This window comes from Streptomyces violaceus (assembly GCF_036014075.1).
Taxonomy (GTDB): domain Bacteria; phylum Actinomycetota; class Actinomycetes; order Streptomycetales; family Streptomycetaceae; genus Streptomyces; species Streptomyces violaceus.
This window is the reverse complement of the sequence record NZ_CP107911.1, coordinates 8664177-8681187: the sequence shown is the minus strand read 5'-3', so window position 1 is coordinate 8681187 and position 17011 is coordinate 8664177. Positions and strand designations below refer to the sequence as shown.

14 protein-coding genes and 2 pseudogenes are annotated in these 17011 nt (G+C 71.9%); 13 read left to right on the top strand and 3 right to left on the bottom strand.

What is annotated here, in order from left to right:
* Nucleotides 1-3: 3 nt before the first annotated feature.
* Nucleotides 4-2211 (top strand): 1,4-alpha-glucan branching enzyme, encoded by a 2208-nt coding sequence (glgB, locus tag OG542_RS39165; protein ID WP_328417420.1) that lies wholly within the window; start codon nucleotides 4-6, stop codon nucleotides 2209-2211.
* 115 nt (nucleotides 2212-2326) lie between these two features.
* The gene (locus OG542_RS39160) at nucleotides 2327-3415 is read left to right on the top strand and encodes a glutamate--cysteine ligase 2 (RefSeq protein WP_328417418.1); all 1089 of its coding nucleotides are present in this window, start codon (nucleotides 2327-2329) and stop codon (nucleotides 3413-3415) included.
* A gap of 43 nt (nucleotides 3416-3458) precedes the next feature.
* On the opposite strand, the gene OG542_RS39155 is transcribed toward OG542_RS39160, so the two are convergent.
* Nucleotides 3459-3692 (bottom strand): DUF6480 family protein, encoded by a 234-nt coding sequence (locus OG542_RS39155; protein ID WP_193479020.1) that lies wholly within the window; start codon nucleotides 3690-3692, stop codon nucleotides 3459-3461.
* Between the two features lie 153 nt (nucleotides 3693-3845).
* On the opposite strand from OG542_RS39155, the gene OG542_RS39150 reads away from it, so the two are divergent.
* Nucleotides 3846-5747, top strand: coding sequence for an AMP-dependent synthetase/ligase (locus tag OG542_RS39150; protein WP_328417415.1), 1902 nt, complete (start codon nucleotides 3846-3848; stop codon nucleotides 5745-5747).
* Between the two features lie 114 nt (nucleotides 5748-5861).
* Nucleotides 5862-6296 carry an ATP-binding protein gene (locus tag OG542_RS39145; protein WP_328417413.1) on the top strand — a complete coding sequence of 145 codons (435 nt, stop codon included), beginning with the start codon at nucleotides 5862-5864 and terminating at the stop codon, nucleotides 6294-6296.
* Nucleotides 6297-6334: 38 nt separating this feature from the next.
* Here OG542_RS39145 and OG542_RS39140 read toward each other — a convergent pair whose 3' ends face one another.
* Nucleotides 6335-6706 (bottom strand): PRC-barrel domain containing protein, encoded by a 372-nt coding sequence (locus tag OG542_RS39140; protein ID WP_193479017.1) that lies wholly within the window; start codon nucleotides 6704-6706, stop codon nucleotides 6335-6337.
* 344 nt (nucleotides 6707-7050) lie between these two features.
* Here OG542_RS39140 and OG542_RS39135 point away from each other — a divergent pair, with 344 nt between their 5' ends.
* From OG542_RS39135 to OG542_RS39095, 9 genes and pseudogenes are all read left to right on the top strand, one after another.
* Nucleotides 7051-7452: an STAS domain-containing protein gene (locus tag OG542_RS39135; RefSeq protein ID WP_328417409.1), complete on the top strand. Its 402-nt coding sequence runs from the start codon at nucleotides 7051-7053 to the stop codon at nucleotides 7450-7452.
* Nucleotides 7453-7694: 242 nt separating this feature from the next.
* Complete coding sequence (locus OG542_RS39130) at nucleotides 7695-8582, top strand: STAS domain-containing protein (protein WP_328336200.1); 888 nt, start codon at nucleotides 7695-7697, stop codon at nucleotides 8580-8582.
* Nucleotides 8579-8998, top strand: a complete 420-nt coding sequence (locus OG542_RS39125) for an STAS domain-containing protein (RefSeq protein WP_193479014.1) — start codon at nucleotides 8579-8581, stop codon at nucleotides 8996-8998. Before OG542_RS39130 ends, OG542_RS39125 begins: the two co-directional genes overlap by 4 nt.
* Nucleotides 8998-9438 (top strand): anti-sigma regulatory factor, encoded by a 441-nt coding sequence (locus tag OG542_RS39120; RefSeq protein WP_328418306.1) that lies wholly within the window; start codon nucleotides 8998-9000, stop codon nucleotides 9436-9438. The genes OG542_RS39125 and OG542_RS39120 overlap by 1 nt, the downstream gene beginning before the upstream one ends.
* Nucleotides 9438-9932 (top strand): annotated as a pseudogene (locus tag OG542_RS39115) (anti-sigma regulatory factor); the annotation flags it as partial. The gene OG542_RS39120 and the pseudogene OG542_RS39115, both read left to right, overlap by 1 nt.
* Before the next feature lie 336 nt (nucleotides 9933-10268).
* Nucleotides 10269-10880: pseudogene (locus OG542_RS39110) on the top strand (SpoIIE family protein phosphatase); the annotation flags it as partial.
* On the top strand, nucleotides 10877-12607 hold the full coding sequence (locus tag OG542_RS39105; RefSeq protein WP_328417407.1) for a PP2C family protein-serine/threonine phosphatase: 1731 nt from the start codon (nucleotides 10877-10879) through the stop codon (nucleotides 12605-12607). The pseudogene OG542_RS39110 and the gene OG542_RS39105, both read left to right, overlap by 4 nt.
* A 231-nt stretch (nucleotides 12608-12838) precedes the next feature.
* A complete protein-coding gene (locus OG542_RS39100) occupies nucleotides 12839-14212 on the top strand; it encodes an NAD(P)/FAD-dependent oxidoreductase (RefSeq protein WP_328417405.1) in 1374 nt (457 codons plus the stop codon).
* A gap of 83 nt (nucleotides 14213-14295) precedes the next feature.
* A complete protein-coding gene (locus OG542_RS39095) occupies nucleotides 14296-16539 on the top strand; it encodes an FUSC family protein (protein WP_328417403.1) in 2244 nt (747 codons plus the stop codon).
* A 12-nt stretch (nucleotides 16540-16551) separates the two neighbouring features.
* Here OG542_RS39095 and OG542_RS39090 read toward each other — a convergent pair whose 3' ends face one another.
* Complete coding sequence (locus tag OG542_RS39090; protein ID WP_184586420.1) at nucleotides 16552-16986, bottom strand: hypothetical protein; 435 nt, start codon at nucleotides 16984-16986, stop codon at nucleotides 16552-16554.
* Nucleotides 16987-17011 lie beyond the last annotated feature (25 nt).

Here is a 17011-nt window from a genome sequence, read left to right as displayed (position 1 = left end):
GCCGTGGCCCTGCGAGACACCTCAATCCCGGAGCCGTCAGGCCCGGTCCCGAGCGCGACCGCGCCCGCCCTGAGCCCGGAGGACCGCGGGCGCCTGCTGGCGGGCGCCCACCACGATCCTCACGCACTGCTCGGCGCCCACCCGGCCCCCGGCGGGATCGCGTTCCGGGCGCTGCGCCCCTTCGCCCGCTCCGTGAGCGTCGTGATCGGCGGCAGGCGCACGGCCCTCGTCTCGGAGGGCGACGGCCTCTTCTCGGGCGTGCTGCCGCTGGAGGCGATCCCCGAGTACACGCTGCACGTGGCGTACGAGGGCAGCGAGCAGGACGTGCACGACCCGTACCGCTTCCTGCCCGCGCTCGGCGAGCTCGATCTGCACCTGATCCGCGAGGGCCGGCACGAGCAGCTGTGGCAGGCGCTCGGCGCACAGCCCATGACCCACGAGGGCGTGGCCGGCACCCGGTTCACGGTGTGGGCGCCGAACGCGCAGGGCGTGCGGGTCGCCGCGGACTTCACCCACTGGGACGGGACGCAGTTCCCGATGCGGTCCCTGGGCGCGTCCGGGGTGTGGGAGCTGTTCCTGCCGGGCGTCGGCGAGGGCACCGCGTACAAGTTCGAGATCCACTCCCGGTACGGGCACCGCTTCCTCAAGGCGGACCCGATGGCCCGCCGTGCCGAGGAGCCGCCGAACACGGCGTCGATCGTGACGGCCTCCCACTACGAGTGGGCCGACGCCGAGTGGATGACACACCGCGCCGACACGCCGGTGCACGAGGCGCCCATGTCGGTGTACGAGGTGCACCTGCCGTCCTGGCGCCCGGGGCTGACCTACCGGCAGCTCGCCGAGGAACTCCCCGCGTACGTCAAGGACCTCGGTTTCACGCACCTCGAGCTGATGCCTGTTGCCGAGCACCCCTTCCACGGCTCGTGGGGCTACCAGGTCACCGGCTTCTACGCGCCGACCGCGCGGCTGGGCTCACCGGACGACTTCCGGTTCTTCGTCGACGCCTGCCACCGGGCGGGCATCGGCGTGATCATGGACTGGGTGCCGGCTCACTTCCCGAAGGACGACTGGGCGCTGGCCCGGTTCGACGGGGACCCGTTGTACGAGCCCGGGGACGAGCGGCGTGCCGAGCACCCGGACTGGGGCACGTACGAGTTCGACTTCGGCCGCACCGAGGTGCGCAACTTCCTCGTGGCGAACGCGGTGTACTGGTGCGAGGAGTTCCACATCGACGGGCTGCGGGTGGACGCGGTCGCCTCGATGCTCTACCTGGACTACTCACGCGAGGACGGCCAGTGGGAGCCCAACGCCTACGGCGGCCGGGAGGACCTGGCGGCCATGACGTTCCTGCAGGAGATGAACGCGACCGTGTACCGGCGTGCTCCGGGCGTGGTCACCATCGCGGAGGAGTCCACCGCCTGGGGCGGCGTGACCCAGCCGACCGACGCCGGCGGGCTCGGTTTCGGGCTGAAGTGGAACATGGGCTGGATGCACGACTCGCTGGAGTACCTCTCCCACGAGCCGGTGCACCGCAAGTACCACCACCACGAGATGACCTTCTCGATGGTGTACGCCTACAGCGAGAACTACGTCCTGCCGATCTCCCACGACGAGGTCGTGCACGGCAAGCAGGCCCTGGTGTCGAAGGCGCCGGGCGACTGGTGGCAGCGGCGCGCCACCACCCGCGCCTATCTCGGCTTCATGTGGGGCCACCCCGGCAAGCAGCTGCTGTTCATGGGGCAGGAGTTCGCGCAGGGCGCCGAGTGGTCGGTGGAGCACGGCCCGGAGTGGTGGCTGCTCGACGACGGCTATCACTCGGCGGGCGACCACCGGGGCGTGCGCGATCTGGTGCGCGACCTGAACTCGGCGTACCGGGCGACTCCGGCGCTGTGGCAGTGCGACACCCGCCCGGAGGGCTTCCGGTGGGTGGCGGTGGACTCGGCCGACGACAACGTCTTCGCGTTCCTGCGCTACGACGCCGAGGGCAGGCCGCTGCTGGCGGTGTCGAACTTCTCCCCCGTCGTCCGGCACGACTACGGCCTCTGGGTCCCGGAGGGCGTCGACGCCTGGCAGGAGACCCTCAACACCGACGACACCCGCTACGGCGGAAGCGGTGTCACCAACCCGGATCCGGCCAAACCGGAGGACGGCCGTGTCCAAATCACGCTGCCGCCGCTGGCGACGGTATGGCTGAGGCCGTTCGCTCCATGAAGACCTGCCGCCGCACCAGGTGTTTGACCCGCCTGTGAGGGGCACTGGGGGTCGTACCACCGGGAGGGCCCGGTGGTACGACGCGGCAGGGTCGTCGCAGAAGGGCGGGCATCAGGTGCGCACCGTCGGAGTGGAGGAGGAGCTCCTCCTCGTCGATCCGGAGACCGGCGAGCCGCGGGCGCTGTCCGCGGCGGTGCTCGCCCGGGCCGCGCAGAACGAAGCGGATCAGGACGTTTTCGAGAAGGAACTCCACGAGCAGATGCTGGAGTTCGCCACCCACCCGCAGTCGTCCATGGAGAGCCTGCGCGCGGAGATCGTCCGCTGCCGCAAGGAGGCAGCCCGGCACGCCGGGGAGATCGGCTGCACCGTGGCGGCGCTCGCCACCTCCCCCCTGCCGGTCAGCCCCGCCATCAGCATCAACCGGCGGTACCAGTGGATGGCGGAGCAGTACGGCATCGCCACCCGTGAGCAGCTCGTCCTGGGCTGCCATGTGCACGTGTCCGTGGAGTCCGACGAGGAGGGCGTCGCGGTCGTCGACCGGGTGCGGCCCTGGCTTCAGGTCCTGCTGGCGCTCAGCGCGAACTCGCCGTTCTGGCAGGGCAAGGACTCGGGGTACGACAGCTACCGCAGCCGGGTGTGGCAGCGCTGGCCGTCGGCCGGTCCGACCGAGATCTTCGGCTCGGCCGAGCGCTACCACCGGCTGGTCGCGGAGATGGTGGCCACCGGGTCCATCCTCGACGACGCGATGATCTACTTCGACGCGCGGCTGTCCCGGCAGTATCCGACAGTGGAGGTCCGGGTCTCGGACGTCTGCCTGCACTCCGGCACGGCCGCGCTGGTCGCCACCCTCGTCCGCGGGCTCGTCGAGACCGCCGCACGCGAGTGGCGGGCGGGCCAGGAGCCCCTCGACCACAGCGTCAGCCTGCTGCGACTGGCCCACTGGCAGGCCGCCCGGTCCGGTCTGACGGGCGAGCTGCTGCACCCCGCGACCATGCGGCGCATGCCCGCCGAGGCAGTCGTCCGTGCCCTGCTGGACCATGTCGGTCAGGCCCTCGCGGACACCGGTGACCTCGAGCGGGCCCGGGCCGCCTGCGAGGAACTGCTGCGGGAGGGCAACGGCGCACAGGTGCAGCGCGAGCTGATGGAGCGCACGGGCAGCCTGCGGGGCGTCGTCACCGAGTGCGTGCGCCACACCCAGGCGTGAGGCGTCCCGCCTTTCTCGGATACGGGCGCGGAGTGTCAGGTGTTCAGACCATCAGGACGATGGCGTAGGCCAGGAAGAATGCCGCGATCAGCACCACGAGGACGATGATCAGGGTCAGCGGCGCCTTGGCCCACCCCTTGGGCGGGTTGTGCGTCTCCCGGGGCCCGGCCTCGGGCATGCTGCTCTCCGCGGGCGGGGTCTCCCCGGGCGGTACGCCGCCGCCCGGTTCCAGGCCGGAGGTGCGTTCGGGTTCGGGATCGGGATTGGTGTGACTCATGCCTCCCGTGTCCCCCGATCACGCCGAGATCATCAGCGATGTCACTTCCGTATTTCCCGACCCCGAAGGGTCTCGACTCGACTACATTCGAGCACCGCCGATGACGGTACCCGTCGGCAATGTCACACCCCGTACACGTCAGGAGAGCAGTGCATGCGCGACACGGCCCTCGCTCCACCGGCCTTCTCGCCCCTGACCGGCGGGCTCGCCGACAGTGTCTTCGAGACGGCGGACCGCGAACCCACCCGGCCGGTGCTCGCCCGCCGCACCGACCCCGCCTCCGCCGTCTGGGAGGAGGTGACGGCGATCGAGCTGCGCGACGAGGTGGTGGATGTGGCCAAGGGTTTGATCGCGTCCGGGATCGCGCCGGGCCACCGCGTGGCGATCATGGCGCGCACCCGGTACGAGTGGACAGTCCTGTGCTACGCGCTGTGGGCCGTGGGTGCCGAGGTCGTCCCGGTCTACCCGTCGTCCTCGCGCGATCAGGTGGAGTGGATCCTGCGGGACTCCGGCTGTGTGGCCGTGGTGGTGGAGGACGAGCAGGGCGTCATGACCGTGGGCTCGGTGTGCGCGGCGCTGCCGCTGCTGAGCCATGTCTGGCAGCTGGACGCGGGAGCGCTGGAGGAGCTGACGGTGCGCGGGGAGTCCGTGCCGCTCGCCACGGTCGACTCGATGCGCCGCATCGTGCTGCCGGACTCCACGGCCGTCATCGCCTACACCTCCGGCACGACCGGCCACGCCCTGGGCTGCGCCCTCAGCCATCGCAATCTGGCCGGGCCCTGCGACACGCTGGTGGCCGGATGGGGTCGGACGGCGGCGGCACCACGCGGGGAGCAGGGCTCCGTGCTGGCGTTTTTACCTTTCTCCCACGTGTACGGGCTCATGATCCAGGGCCTGTGCATGCGCGGCGGCCTGCTGATGGGGCACCAGGCCGATCTCGGCGGGGAGGCGCTGTTCTCGGCGCTGCGCTCCTTCCGGCCCACGTACTTCTACGCGGTCCCGTCGGTCTTCGAGAAGATCTACAAGAACTTCCTGCGCACGGCGCAGCAGGGAGGCCACGGCGGGCTGTTCGAGCGGGCCGCCGAGACGGCGCGGGACTTCGCCGCGGCCCTCGAACGCCAGCGGCTGGGCCGGGGCCGCGGACCCGGTTTCGATCTGCGGCTCCAGCACGCCCTCTACGACCGCACGGTGTACCGCAGGCTGCGGGCCGCGCTGGGCGGCCGGGTGCGGCGGGCGACATCCGGCGGCTCTCCCCTCAGCCGCGATCTGTCCCTCTTCTACGAGGGCATCGGCATCTATGTGAACGACGGGTACGGCCTGACGGAGACCAGCGGCGGGGTGACGATGCAGCCGCTGGGCCGGGAGAAGTCCGGGACCGTCGGGCAGGCGCTGCCGGGTACGGAGATCCAGGTCGCCGACGACGGGGAGATCCTGGTGCGCGGCCCGTCGGTGTTCCAGGGGTATGTGGGTGACGACGCCGGCACCCGGGCCGCGCTGCGCGGCGGCTGGCTGGCCACCGGTGACCTCGGGCAACTGGACTCGGAGGGCTATCTGACGATCACCGGCCGCAAGAAGGACATCATCGTCACGAGCAGCGGCAAGAGCGTCGCCCCGGCCTCCCTGGAGCAGCGGCTGCGGATGCATCCGCTGATCCACCAGGCGGTGGTGGTGGGCGACAACCGGCCCTGCGTCGGCGCCCTGATCACGCTGGATCCGGAGTTCCTGGCGCACTGGCGGGCGGCGCTGGCGCTGCAGGGCGAGATGCGGGAGGCCCGGGAGGAGAACGCGCTGCGGGAGGAGGTCGCGCGTGCCGTGGCCGCCGCCAACAGTGCCGTGTCGCGGTCGGAGTCGATCCGGGTGTTCCGGGTGCTGCCGGAGCCGTTCGACGTGACCAACGGGCTGCTGACGCCGTCGATGAAGCTGCGCCGGGATCAGATCGTGCGGCACTACGCGGCCGAGATCGAGGCGATGTACGAGTCGCGCAGGCGTCCTGGGCGGCCGAGCACCCCGGAGGATCCGTCGCATTGGGAGGACTCGGACAACGTGTTCCGTTGAACGCGGACCGGACGCGTAGTCCGCGCTCGCACGGGAACACGACAGTGGCGACGCAAGAGAGAGGACGACAGCCCTGACGACAGCCCTCGCTGACGACCGGGCCGGAAAGGCGATATGTCAACCGAGCCGCGTGGGGACGACGCACTGACCTCCGAGGACATCCCGAGCCGCACGAACAGCTTCGTGGGCGAGCCGCACGACGTGACCGGTGCGCGGCTGGCCGCGGAGGGGTTCTTGCGTGATCTGGCACGATTCTCGCCGCCCTCTGCCCCCGAGTACTGGGACGACATCCTGTTGGTGGTGACGGAACTGGCCGCCAACGCGATCCAGTACGCCCCGGGTCCGTTCGCGCTGGGAATGCGCCGGACCTTCGACGGGGTGCACGTCGTGATGCATGACACCAGCAGCACGGAGCCCGCCCCGCGGCCCTTCGATCCGCGCAGCGGTGGCGGCGGCATCGGCTGGCACCTGATCCACACCTTGTGCGACCAGGTCAGCGTGGTGGCCGACGAGCGCGGCAAGGACGTGCACGTGTTCCTGCCCTGGTGAGCCGGGAGCGTCACGGGCGCCGCGCGCCCGTGACTCGCTCAGACCGAGGCCGTCTCGCGTGGCGGCAGCCGGTCGTAGTAGTCGCCCACGGCCGTCAGGTACTCCCGGTCCCTGGTCTCGCTGTCCGTCTGGAAGCGGGGGGCCTCCTTCGCGTCTCCCCTGGTGCAGGCCAGTGTGATCTTCCGGGCCTGTGTGTCGATGCCGATGACGACTCCGGCCGGCACCAGCACGCTGCGGCCGAACACCCAGACTCCGGTGTCGACGACCAGGTGCCGCATGCCGTGTGGGGCGGCCTCGCGGTCCAGGTGCCCGATCGTGCCGTCGGTCGCGGCGACGGTGAACCCGGTCAGGTCCTGCCCCTCGACGTGACCGCTGTCCGGCGCGTACGACCAGATTCTGTCGATGGCCACGCTGCTCCATCCTCCCTCGCGGTGTGCGGATCGCGGATCCCCGGGCGGACGGTTCCCGCCCACCCGGCTCCACAGCAGCAATTACCCTCCTGCCGCAAGCGCATTCGGCGCACACCCCTGCCACCATACGACGCGGAGCGGCGGGTCTCGGAGAGGTTCGGGTCAGGGGGAATGGAGGGCGTTTTCCGGGGTAATCGCGGGGGCGCGGTGAAAACGGAGCCCGGTGACGAAGGGAGGCACATGAGACACGGCATTCGAGCCCGCCCCACGACCGGCATCGCCCCGTACCGCGGTCACCCCTGAGAGGTGACCAGCCCAGGCCGTAGTACTTGTTGGAGGTATCCGTGCCCCTCGCCCAGAACCCGCTGTCCGTGGAAGTCGAGCTGCCCCGGGAGGACGTGGCCCTGATCACGGTCGACGGCTACCTGGACGTCGACACCGCGACCGAGTTCCAGGCCCATCTGGCCAATCAACTCCACCACGGCCGACGGCACTTCCTGCTCGACCTGTCGTCCGTCCCCTTCATGGACTCGTCGGGGATGAACATCATCCTCCGCGTGTACCAGGAGACCCGTAAGACCGCAGGCAGCGTGCACGTCATCAGCCCGACGTCCGCCGTACGACGCATCCTCGACCTGACGGGCGTCAGCATCACGGTGCCGATATCGGAGAGCGTGGACGAGGCTCTGGCCCGTGCCGACGAAGCGCCTGACACCCCCGTGGAGCCGGGGGAAGCGGGCGCCTGACGACCAGGTGCCCCTTCGGGCACGGTGCCGGGGGGACCGGCGGCCGTGCCCTCGCTTCGCCCTGCGCGCCGGCAGCCGGCGGTGGCCAACCGCCGTTTCCCTGAACCGGATCGCTTGCGCCGGATCCGGTGTCGTACGAGGTCGGGGCATGGTTAGAGTTGTCGCCCGGCAAGTGTGACCATGCCGTTCTCGTTTCCCGAAGCGGGCTCGGTCGACGCAACGCGGAAGAGGAGAGAACCCAGGTGCCGGAGCACGAAGCGGACGGACAGCTCGCCACGCCCACGCACGAGGTCAGGGACTTCCTGCACCGCCGGCGGGAACAGATCGCCCAGCGGTGGGCGGACGAGCCCCTGTTCCGCACCGTGTTCACCGTCTCGCGCGACGAGGCGGTGGAGGCGGGCAAGGTCGTCGTGGACGCGCTGGCCCAGGTGGCCGACTCGGACCAGGTGGAGGACCCGGATTCCGCGGGCTTCAGCGGGGTGCGCGAGCAGCTGGCCCGGATGGGCGTGGCCCGCTCCCGTGCCGGCCTGTCCAACACCCAGGTGTCCAGCGAGCTGGCGGCCCTGCGGCCGCCCGTCGAGAACCTGCTGGCCGCCGATCTCGAGCAGGCGCCGCCGGAGCACCTGCGGGCGTGTTCGACCACGCTGACCGTACTGATGGGCACCCTTCGCCTGGTGGCCATGCAGACGGCGCTGAGCGAGTGGCAGGCGCTCAGCGACCGGCAGCGGCTGCAGCTGATGGAGGTGGCCACGCCCGTCATCCGGCTGTGGGACGGCATCGTGGCCGTGCCGCTGATCGGGACGCTCGACAGCGCTCGCAGCCAGGTGGTCATGGAGACGCTGCTGGACGCCGTCGTCGACCAGCACGCCCGGTTCGCGATCCTGGACATCACCGGCGTGCCCACGGTCGACTCGCTGGTGGCGCAGCATCTGATGAAGACGGTCGCCGCCGCGCGGCTGATGGGCGCCCAGTGCATCGTCTCCGGCATCCGTCCCGCCATCGCGCAGACCATCGTCCACCTCGGGCTGGACCTGGACGTGATCACCCGCGCGAACCTCGCCGACGCGCTGGGATACGCGCTGCACCAGCTCGGCGCGGACATCGTGAACGCGGGTGCGGGACAGCGGTGAGCGACGCCTACCTCCGTCCCGTCACGGGCCATGTGCCGGTCCTGCGGCTCGGCGACGTCCTCCTGGTCACGCTCCAGGGGGATCTGCACGACAGCACGGCGCAGCAGCTCCAGCAGGACCTCGCGGAGACCATCGTCCGTACCGGGGTACACGGTGTCCTCATCGACATCTCCGGCGTGGAGATCGTCGACTCCTTCCTCGGACGGGTGCTGGCCGAGATCGCCGCGCAGGCCAAGCTGCTGGCCGCGCGGACCGTGGTGGCCGGCATGCGCCCGGCGGTCGCCATCACTCTGGTGGAACTGGGGCTGACGCTGCCGGGGCTGCGCACCGCGCTCAGCACCGAGGCGGGCATGGAGCTCCTCGCGCAGCAACCCCCGGTGACCCGTCCCGGCGGCCCGCGTCAGGAGAGTCCGTGATGCACACTGCCGCGGGCGTGGAGGCCTGCCTGCCCATCCGGTCGGACCTGGACCTGGTATGGGTGCGACAGCACGTACGGCAGGCCGCGGCCCGGCTCGGCTTCGGCCTGGTGGCGCAGACCAAGCTGGTCACCGCGGCCAGTGAGCTGGCCCGCAACACCCTCGTGCACGGCGGTGGCGGGCAGATGGAGGTGACGCACGTCAGCAGCGCGCGTGCGCAGGGCCTGCGGCTGGCCTTCACCGACGAGGGGCCGGGCATCGCCGACCTGGACCGGGCGCTCAGCGACGGCTACACCTCCGGCGGCGGGCTGGGGATGGGGCTGAGCGGCGCGCGGCGCCTGGTGCACGACTTCCACATCGACAGCACGCCGGGCGACGGCACCACCGTGCGGGTGACCTGCTGGGTGGCCCAGCCGCCGCGTCCGCGCGAGGAGGCCTGATGCCACGCGTGTGGGACGTCCCGGTGCGCGACTCGACGCGGGTGCGCGACGCACGGGTCGCCGCGGAGGGCGCGGCCGCGCTGGCCGGTCTCGACGAGCGGCGCACCGCGGCCGCCGCGCTGGTCGCGACCGAGCTCGCCACGAATCTGCTCAAGCATGCCGAGGGTGGCCAGGTCCTCATCGACATCGTGGCGCCGCCGGTGCTGCGGGAGGGACGTGCGGAGTCCCGGGTCGTGCAGATCGCCGCGATCGACCACGGCCCGGGCATTCCCGATGTGCCCGCGGCGCTGCGCGACGGTTTCTCCTCGACCCGCTCGCTCGGCGCGGGCCTCGGCACGTGTCTGCGTCTCGCCGACGACTTCGGCCTGCACAGCATGCCCGGCCGCGGCACGGTCGCGGTGGCCCGCGTGGGCGCCACGCCTCGCGGTGACGGCACGCCCGCCGGCCCGGCCGTGCGTGTGTGGGCCGACGGGGTCTCGGGGAGCTGGAGCGGCATGCCCGGGCCCGACACGCCGGGTGGTGCCGTCCCGGGGTGGTCCGGTGGCGGGAGTCCCGGCGGCGGGCTATGGCCGTCAGGCGTGCCGGGAGGTGCCTCGGAGGATGGCCGGCCGCCGGTCGGAGCCATGGCGTGCGGCGGCCTGACGGGGCACGCGGCGGTGGCCGGTGGCGGGCCGGGCTTCGCCGGGCAGCCTGGCGGCGGGCCCGGGGACGGCGGTGTCCTCAAGAACGAACTCAAGAAGGAACTCAGGAACGAACCCTGGTCCGAGCCGGTCTCCGGTGTGCCGGGGCGTGAAGGACGGCCTGGCCCGTCGGACGACAGCCCATCCGTCGCCGCTGTGCGGGCCGGAGGCGTGAACGTCCCCTACGCCGGGGCCGAGTACTCGGGCGACGCCTGGGCGTGGGTGCGGGCCGGGGAGCGGGTGACGCTGATGCTGGCGGACGGTCTGGGGCACGGTCCGGAGGCGGCTCATGCCTCGTCCGCCGCGGTCACGGCGCTGCACCGCTGGGCCCACCTCTCCCCCGCCGAGGCGCTGCGGCAACTGCACGACGCCCTGAAGGGCACCCGGGGCGCGGCCGTCGCCCTCGCCCAGCTCGACCTGCGGGCCGGGCGTCTGCGCTTCGCCGGTATCGGCAACGTGGGGGCGCGGCTGCGCACGGACGGCACCTGGCGTCACCTGCTGTCGCGGCCCGGCATCGTCGGCGTCCACCGGCCCGGCACCCTCCGCGAGGAGGAGGCGGACTGGGCGGACGACCGGCTGCTGATCCTGCACACCGACGGCCTGCCCAGCCGCTGGACGCCGCCGTCGGATGCCGGTCTGCCCGCGGCCGACCCGGCCGTGACGGCCGCCGTGACGATACGTGACGCGAGCAGTCCCGCCCGGCCGGTGCGGGACGACACCGCCGTGGCCGTGCTGACTCCGACCCCGCCGGAACGCCCATGATGCGCACTTGGCAGATCACCACCGTCACCGATGCGGCACGCGCCCGCATCGCTCTCGCGCGCCTGGCCGCCGCGTACGGCGTGCCCACCGTCGAACGGACGAGGCTGGCCGCCGCCCTCAGCGCCCACCTGCGCCAGTGCCTCACCAAGGGCGGCACCTGGCTGCTCACGACGGACGTGGCCGGCTCTCCGGCCGAGGAGGGGCTGCTGCACGCCGTGGTGACCCCGTCGCCGGACGCGTCCGCCGCCGCCGGGGAGCCGCCGTGGGAGGTCACGGTCCCCTGCCCCGAGGCGGCCCGGGCCGGGGAGAGCGGCACCGTCGCGGACGACCCGGCCGCCCTCGCGGAGGCGCTGCTCGGTGCCGACGAGGACACGGCCGAGGTGCTGGACAAGCTCACCGAGCAGGAGGACCTGGTCTCCTTCCACCGCGAGGAGCTGCACCAGACGAACCAGGGCGTCCTGGCGCTGCACGCGGAACTGGACGCGGCCGGGCGGGCTCAGCGCGAGGCCTTCGCCGCCGAGCGCAGCGCCCGCAACGAGGCGGAGAGCGCCCGCCGCAGGCTGACGTTCCTCGCGGACGCCAGTGCCGTGCTGACGGCTTCGCTCAACCACGAGGAGATCGTGCGCCGGCTGCCGGACCTGCTGGTGCCGGAGTACGCGCGCAGCGTCGACATCTGGCTGTTCGACCACGAGGACGACCGGCACGGGTCGGCGCCGCATCCGGCCGCCGCCGTGGTCGCGGCCCGGACCGGTCGGCCCCAGTACGCCGCCGACCATCCCGGTGGCCTGCCCGGCGTCGAGGACCAGCCGCCGTCGGCGCTGGATCCCGGGCGGCCGCTGCTGTGTGTCCCGCTGCCGACGCGGCGGGCGCCGCTGGGGGTCCTGACCCTGTCGCCGCCCGGTGCGCGCTGGGACCCGGACGACGCGGTGATGCTGATCGAGCTGACCCGGCGGGCCAGCATCGCGATCGACAACGCCCGGCGCTTCGAGCACAACCGCGACATCGCCGAGACGCTGCAGCGCGCTCTGCTCACGGAGCTGCCGACGACGCCGGGCCTGAGCCTGGCCGCACGGTATCTGCCCGCCACGCACGGGATGAACATCGGCGGTGACTGGTACGACGCGTTCCGCCAGCGGGACGGCGGTCTCATCACCGTCATCGGCGATGTGACCGGGCACGGGCTGCACGCCGCCGTCATGATGAGCCAGCTGCGCACCGCACTGCGGGCGTACGCCGTCGACGGCGACAGCCCCGGCCGGCTGCTGACCCGGCTGCACCGGTTCCTGCACCACCTTCAGCCGGACCTGTACGCCACCGCCGTCATCGCGCGCTTCCACCCGGACGAGCCCACCCTGACCTGGGCCGCCGCAGGGCATCCACCGCCGGTGCTGCGGCTGCCCGACGGGACCGTGCGCACGCTCGACGCCAAACCCGGCGCCATGCTCGGCATTCCGCTCACCCAGGAGATCACCGACCACACGGAGCATGTGGAGCCCGGCTCGACGCTCGCGCTGTACACGGACGGGCTGGTCGAGCGGCGCGCGCAGGGCATAGACCCGGGTATCGCCCGGCTGGCCACGGCGCTCGGCGGGTTCCGTTCCGCGGAGCTGGACGCGGATCTGGAGGGCTCGGCGGACCGGATCCTGCATCCGCTGCTGAGCGATTCGGAGCGCGACGACGACGTATGTCTGTTGCTGTGTCATCTCCAAGGGGACGCCGCCTCCTGACGGCGTGGTCCGACCGCGGGTCCGGCCGGCCGTGCCTTGCACGCGTTCTTCACTCCCGCCTGGTGCTTTTCGGCCACCGGGCGGGCATGGTGGTGATCGACGCGTTCGTCTGCCTGCCGTGTCCGACTGGCGTACCGGTCGGACACGCGGTGGGATCGAAGGGGTGCGAACCAGCGATCCAGGGGCAGTCGAAAGGCGTTCGAGGCAGACCGCCTGGAGCCGCAGAAAGGGATGAACACCGTGACACGACCCAGGATCCTGGTGGTTGGCGCAGGCTTCGCCGGCGTGGAGTGCGTCCGCCGTCTGGAACGGAAACTCTCCCCGGACGAGGCCGACGTCACGCTGGTGACGCCGTTCGCCTACCAGCTCTACCTGCCGCTGCTTCCCCAGGTCGCCTCCGGCGTGCTGACGCCGCAGTCGATCGCCGTCTCCCTGCGCCGCAGCAAGAAGTACCGCACGCGGATCATTCCGGGCGGGGCCATCGGCGTCGACCTGAAGTCCAAGGTCTGCGTCATCCGCACCATCACCGACCAGATCGTCAACGAGCGGTACGACTACATCGTGCTGGCCCCCGGCAGCATCACCCGCACCTTCGACATCCCCGGTCTGACGGACCACGCGTTCGGGATGAAGACGCTCGCCGAGGCGGCGTACATCCGTGACCACGTCATCTCGCAGCTGGATCTGGCCGACGCGAGCCAGGACCCGGACGAGCGGGCCTCGCGGCTGCAGTTCGTGGTGGTCGGCGGCGGCTACGCGGGCACCGAGACCGCGGCGTGCCTGCAGCGCCTGACGCACGCCGCCGTGAAGCGCTACCCGCGGCTGGACCCGGGGCTGATCAAGTGGCATCTGATCGACATCGCGCCGAAGCTGATGCCGGAACTCGGCGAGAAGCTCGGCAGCAGCGCGCAGGAGATCCTGCGGCGGCGGGGCATCGAGATCTCCCTGGGCGTCTCCATCGCGAAGGCGGGCCCCGAGGAGGTCACCTTCACCGACGGGCGGGTGATCCCGACCCGCACGCTCATCTGGACTGCCGGGGTCGTCGCCAGTCCCCTCATCGCCACGCTCGGCGCCGAGACGGTCAAGGGACGGCTCGCGGTCGCCCCCGAGATGAACCTGCCGGGCAACGACGGGGTGTTCGCGCTCGGCGACTCGGCCGCCGTGCCCGATCTGGCCAAGGGCGACGACGGCTCCATGTGCCCGCCCACCGCGCAGCACGCCCTGCGGCAGGGCAAGCATGTCGCCGACAACGTCATCGCGGCGCTGCGGGGACAGTCGATGCAGCGTTACGTCCACAAGGACCTCGGGCTCGTCGTCGACCTCGGCGGCACCGACGCGGTCTCCAAGCCGCTGGGCATCGAGCTGCGCGGCCTGCCCGCCCAGGCCGTCGCCCGCGGCTACCACTGGTCGGCCCTGCGCACCAACGTCGCCAAGACGCGGGTGATGACGAACTGGCTGCTCAACGCGGTAGCGGGCGACGACTTCGTACGGACCGGCTTCCAGACCCGCAAGGCCGCCCGGCTGAAGGACTTCGAGTACACCGACGCCTACCTGACGCCGGAACAGGTGCGGGAGCACATCGAGGGGACCGGCCGGCGGGACTAGACAGGGGCGAAGGGGAGCTTCCGATTCCGGCATGACATGCTGAGATGCGGATCTTGGTGTGAGTCGGGAGAGAGTGCGGCGGCGTGAGGGCAGCAGGACGGTCGGTGTGGACAGGACTGCGGGACCGTATCGCGGCGTCCGACCCCGGACTGCTGCGCCTGACGGCCGGGTTGCGCACGGTCGGCGCCATCACACTCACCCTGGCCGTGCTCAGCCTGTTCGGGGCCGATGTGCACCTGCTGGTGGCGGGGGCCATGGCGGCGATGGTCGCCACCTTCGCCATCCGGGAGAAGCAGCTCGGCCCCCAGGCGGTGACGCTGGCGCTGGGCCTGCCGGTGGCGCTGGCCTCCGTGTCCCTGGGCGCCGTTCTGAACGCGCGTCTCTACGCCGGTGACATCTTCTTCGTCGTCCTGATCTTCTGTGCGGTCTACGGCCGCCGGTTCGGCGACCGCGGCACCGCGCTGGGGCTGATCGGCTTCCAGATCTACTTCCTGTCCCTGTTCGTCGGCGTCACCGTCTCCTCGCTGCCCGCGCTCTGCGGCGTCATGGCCGTGGCGTTCTGCTCCAGTGCCGTGCTGCGCTTCGCGGTGGTGCCCGCGACGCCCACGGGCGTCCTGATGCGGCTGCGTCTGGCCTTCCGCGCCCGGCTGGCCCAGCTCGTGTCCGCGCAGCTCGACCTCCTCGACGCCGACGGAGACGAGATGGACAAGGCCCTGGACGCGGTGCGGGAGGGCACCGCGCGGCTGCACGAGACGGCGATGATGATCCAGGCACAGCTGGACGAGGGCACCCCGGACGAGTCGGTGGCGCGGCTCGTGCAGCGCCGGGTAGCGGACGCGGAGATCGCCGCCGAGCGGCTCGGTCTGCTGTTGCTGACCGCCCGCAGCGCCGAGCGTGCCGACACGCTCACCCTGCACCTGCCGGGCGCGCCCGCGCCGTCGCTGGGCGCGCCGGCGGTGCCCGACGAGGCCACCGCCACGCTCCGCCGGGATCTCCAGGCGCTGCAGACCCTCGTGCTGCGGGCCGGGAGCGGCGATACGGGCACCGCGCTGGCGCACGTACGCAACCGGCTGCTCGGCTACCGGGACGAGGAGAACCTGCCGCCCGCGCCCGCCGCCGTCCAGGACGTCTTCCGGGGCATCGGCGAGGCGGCCCGCGCGGTCATGGGTCTGCGGATCGCGCTGGACGGCCCGCAGGACGAGTCGGACGACACCCCTGCCACGGCCCGCTCCCGCGAGGAGCTGGACGCCGAGGACGCCGCGATCGACGGCGGCGGCGATGAGCCGGCCGCCGAGGAGGAGACGGGGCTGCGGCGGCCCACCACCCGCGCCGCCGTGCAGGTCGCCGTCGGCTCGACGCTGGCCATCGTGGGCGGCGAGATGCTGTCCACGCAACGCTGGTACTGGGCGGTGCTGACCTGCTGGATCGTTTTTCTGAACACCGCCTCCACGGGCGAGATCCTCGTCAAGGGCTACCGGCGGCTGCTCGGCACGGTGTTCGGCGTCGTGGCCGGAATCGTGCTGGCGGGTCTGGTGGGGCAGCACACCTGGACGGCGTTCGCGCTGGTGCTGGTGCTGATCTTCGCGATGTTCTACTCGGCACCGTTGTCGTACACGCTGATGTCGTTCTTCGTCACGGCGATGCTGGGGCTCCTGTACACGCTGCTGCACACCTACAGCCTCGACGTGCTCGTGCTGCGGGTGGAGGAGACCGCCCTCGGTGCGGTCTGCGGCGTGGTCGCGGCGGCGCTGGTCCTGCCGGTGCGGACGGACCGCCGTACGAACGAGTTGCTCGGCACCGTGCTCGACCGGCTGGCCGATGTCACCGAGGCCGCGGTCGGGCAGCTCAGTGGCGGGCCCGCGGACGAGCTGCTGGACAAGGCGCGTGACCTGGACCAGGCGCTGGCCGACCTGCGGGCCGCCACACAGCCGCTGACCCACCCGGTCACGCCGCTGCGGGCCCGGCGCCACACGGCCCGGTACGTGGTGGCGCTGCTGGAGACGTGCGCGTACCACGCGCGGACGCTGGCGGCGACCGCCGAGTTGCTGCCCACGCATCCCTCGATCGCGGCGGACCCGCGGCTGCGCGGGGCCGCGGCGCGTACCGTGCGCAACATCGGGACCATCGCGGCCCGGGTCGAGGACGAGCACGCCGGGGCGCGGGTGGAGACCGGCCCGAGCATCGCCTCGCTGCTGGGGTCCGACGTCGGCACACCGCGCTACGGCCGGATCACCGACCGCGTGCTGCGGCACCTGGAGCGGCTGGACGAGGCCGTGGTGGGCCTGGCCCGGCCGCTGGGCGTGCCGGTGGCGGAACCCCGGGGCTGAGGCCGGTACCGCTCAGAAGTCCGTGGGCAGGCCGCTCACCTCGGCGATGCCCCGGAGCTCTTCGGTCTGCCGGTGCCGTTCCTTGATGTAGTCGGCTATCTCGCCGAGGCGGTCCGGGTCGGACGCGGTGGTCGCGTCCGTGACGATCCTGACCGGACCGGTGTCGTCGACGTCGAGTTCGACCACTTCGTTGTCCAGGCGGCCGGTGACAGCGGTGGCGATGACGAGGGCCACCTCGTCACGCACCTCTTGGGGCAGTTCGTCGCCGGCCCCTGAGTCGAGCGCGAAGTCGAGGCTGGACAGGCGCTCCTCGTCGATCGCCTCGAGGACCGGTTCCACCACGCGCATCAGGAGGCGGTAGTCCTCGGTGTCCATCCGGATGCGCAGGAGGTCCAGGTACATGTCCACGGGCCGGTCGTCGCCATGCGGAATCTCGGAATCGCTCATTGGCTCCGTGTTCCCCGCACGACGC

Excerpts from the sequence above, each read along its gene's own strand:
- OG542_RS39145 (WP_328417413.1), top strand. The coding sequence starts at position 5,862 with ATGTCAACCGAGCCGCGTGGGGACGACGCACTGACCTCCGAGGACATC.
- OG542_RS39090 (WP_184586420.1), bottom strand. The coding sequence starts at position 16,986 with ATGAGCGATTCCGAGATTCCGCATGGCGACGACCGGCCCGTGGACATG.
- OG542_RS39120 (WP_328418306.1), top strand. The coding sequence starts at position 8,998 with ATGCACACTGCCGCGGGCGTGGAGGCCTGCCTGCCCATCCGGTCGGAC.
- OG542_RS39155 (WP_193479020.1), bottom strand. The coding sequence starts at position 3,692 with ATGAGTCACACCAATCCCGATCCCGAACCCGAACGCACCTCCGGCCTG.
- OG542_RS39100 (WP_328417405.1), top strand. The coding sequence starts at position 12,839 with ATGAACACCGTGACACGACCCAGGATCCTGGTGGTTGGCGCAGGCTTC.
- OG542_RS39150 (WP_328417415.1), top strand. The coding sequence starts at position 3,846 with ATGCGCGACACGGCCCTCGCTCCACCGGCCTTCTCGCCCCTGACCGGC.
- OG542_RS39105 (WP_328417407.1), top strand. The coding sequence starts at position 10,877 with ATGATGCGCACTTGGCAGATCACCACCGTCACCGATGCGGCACGCGCC.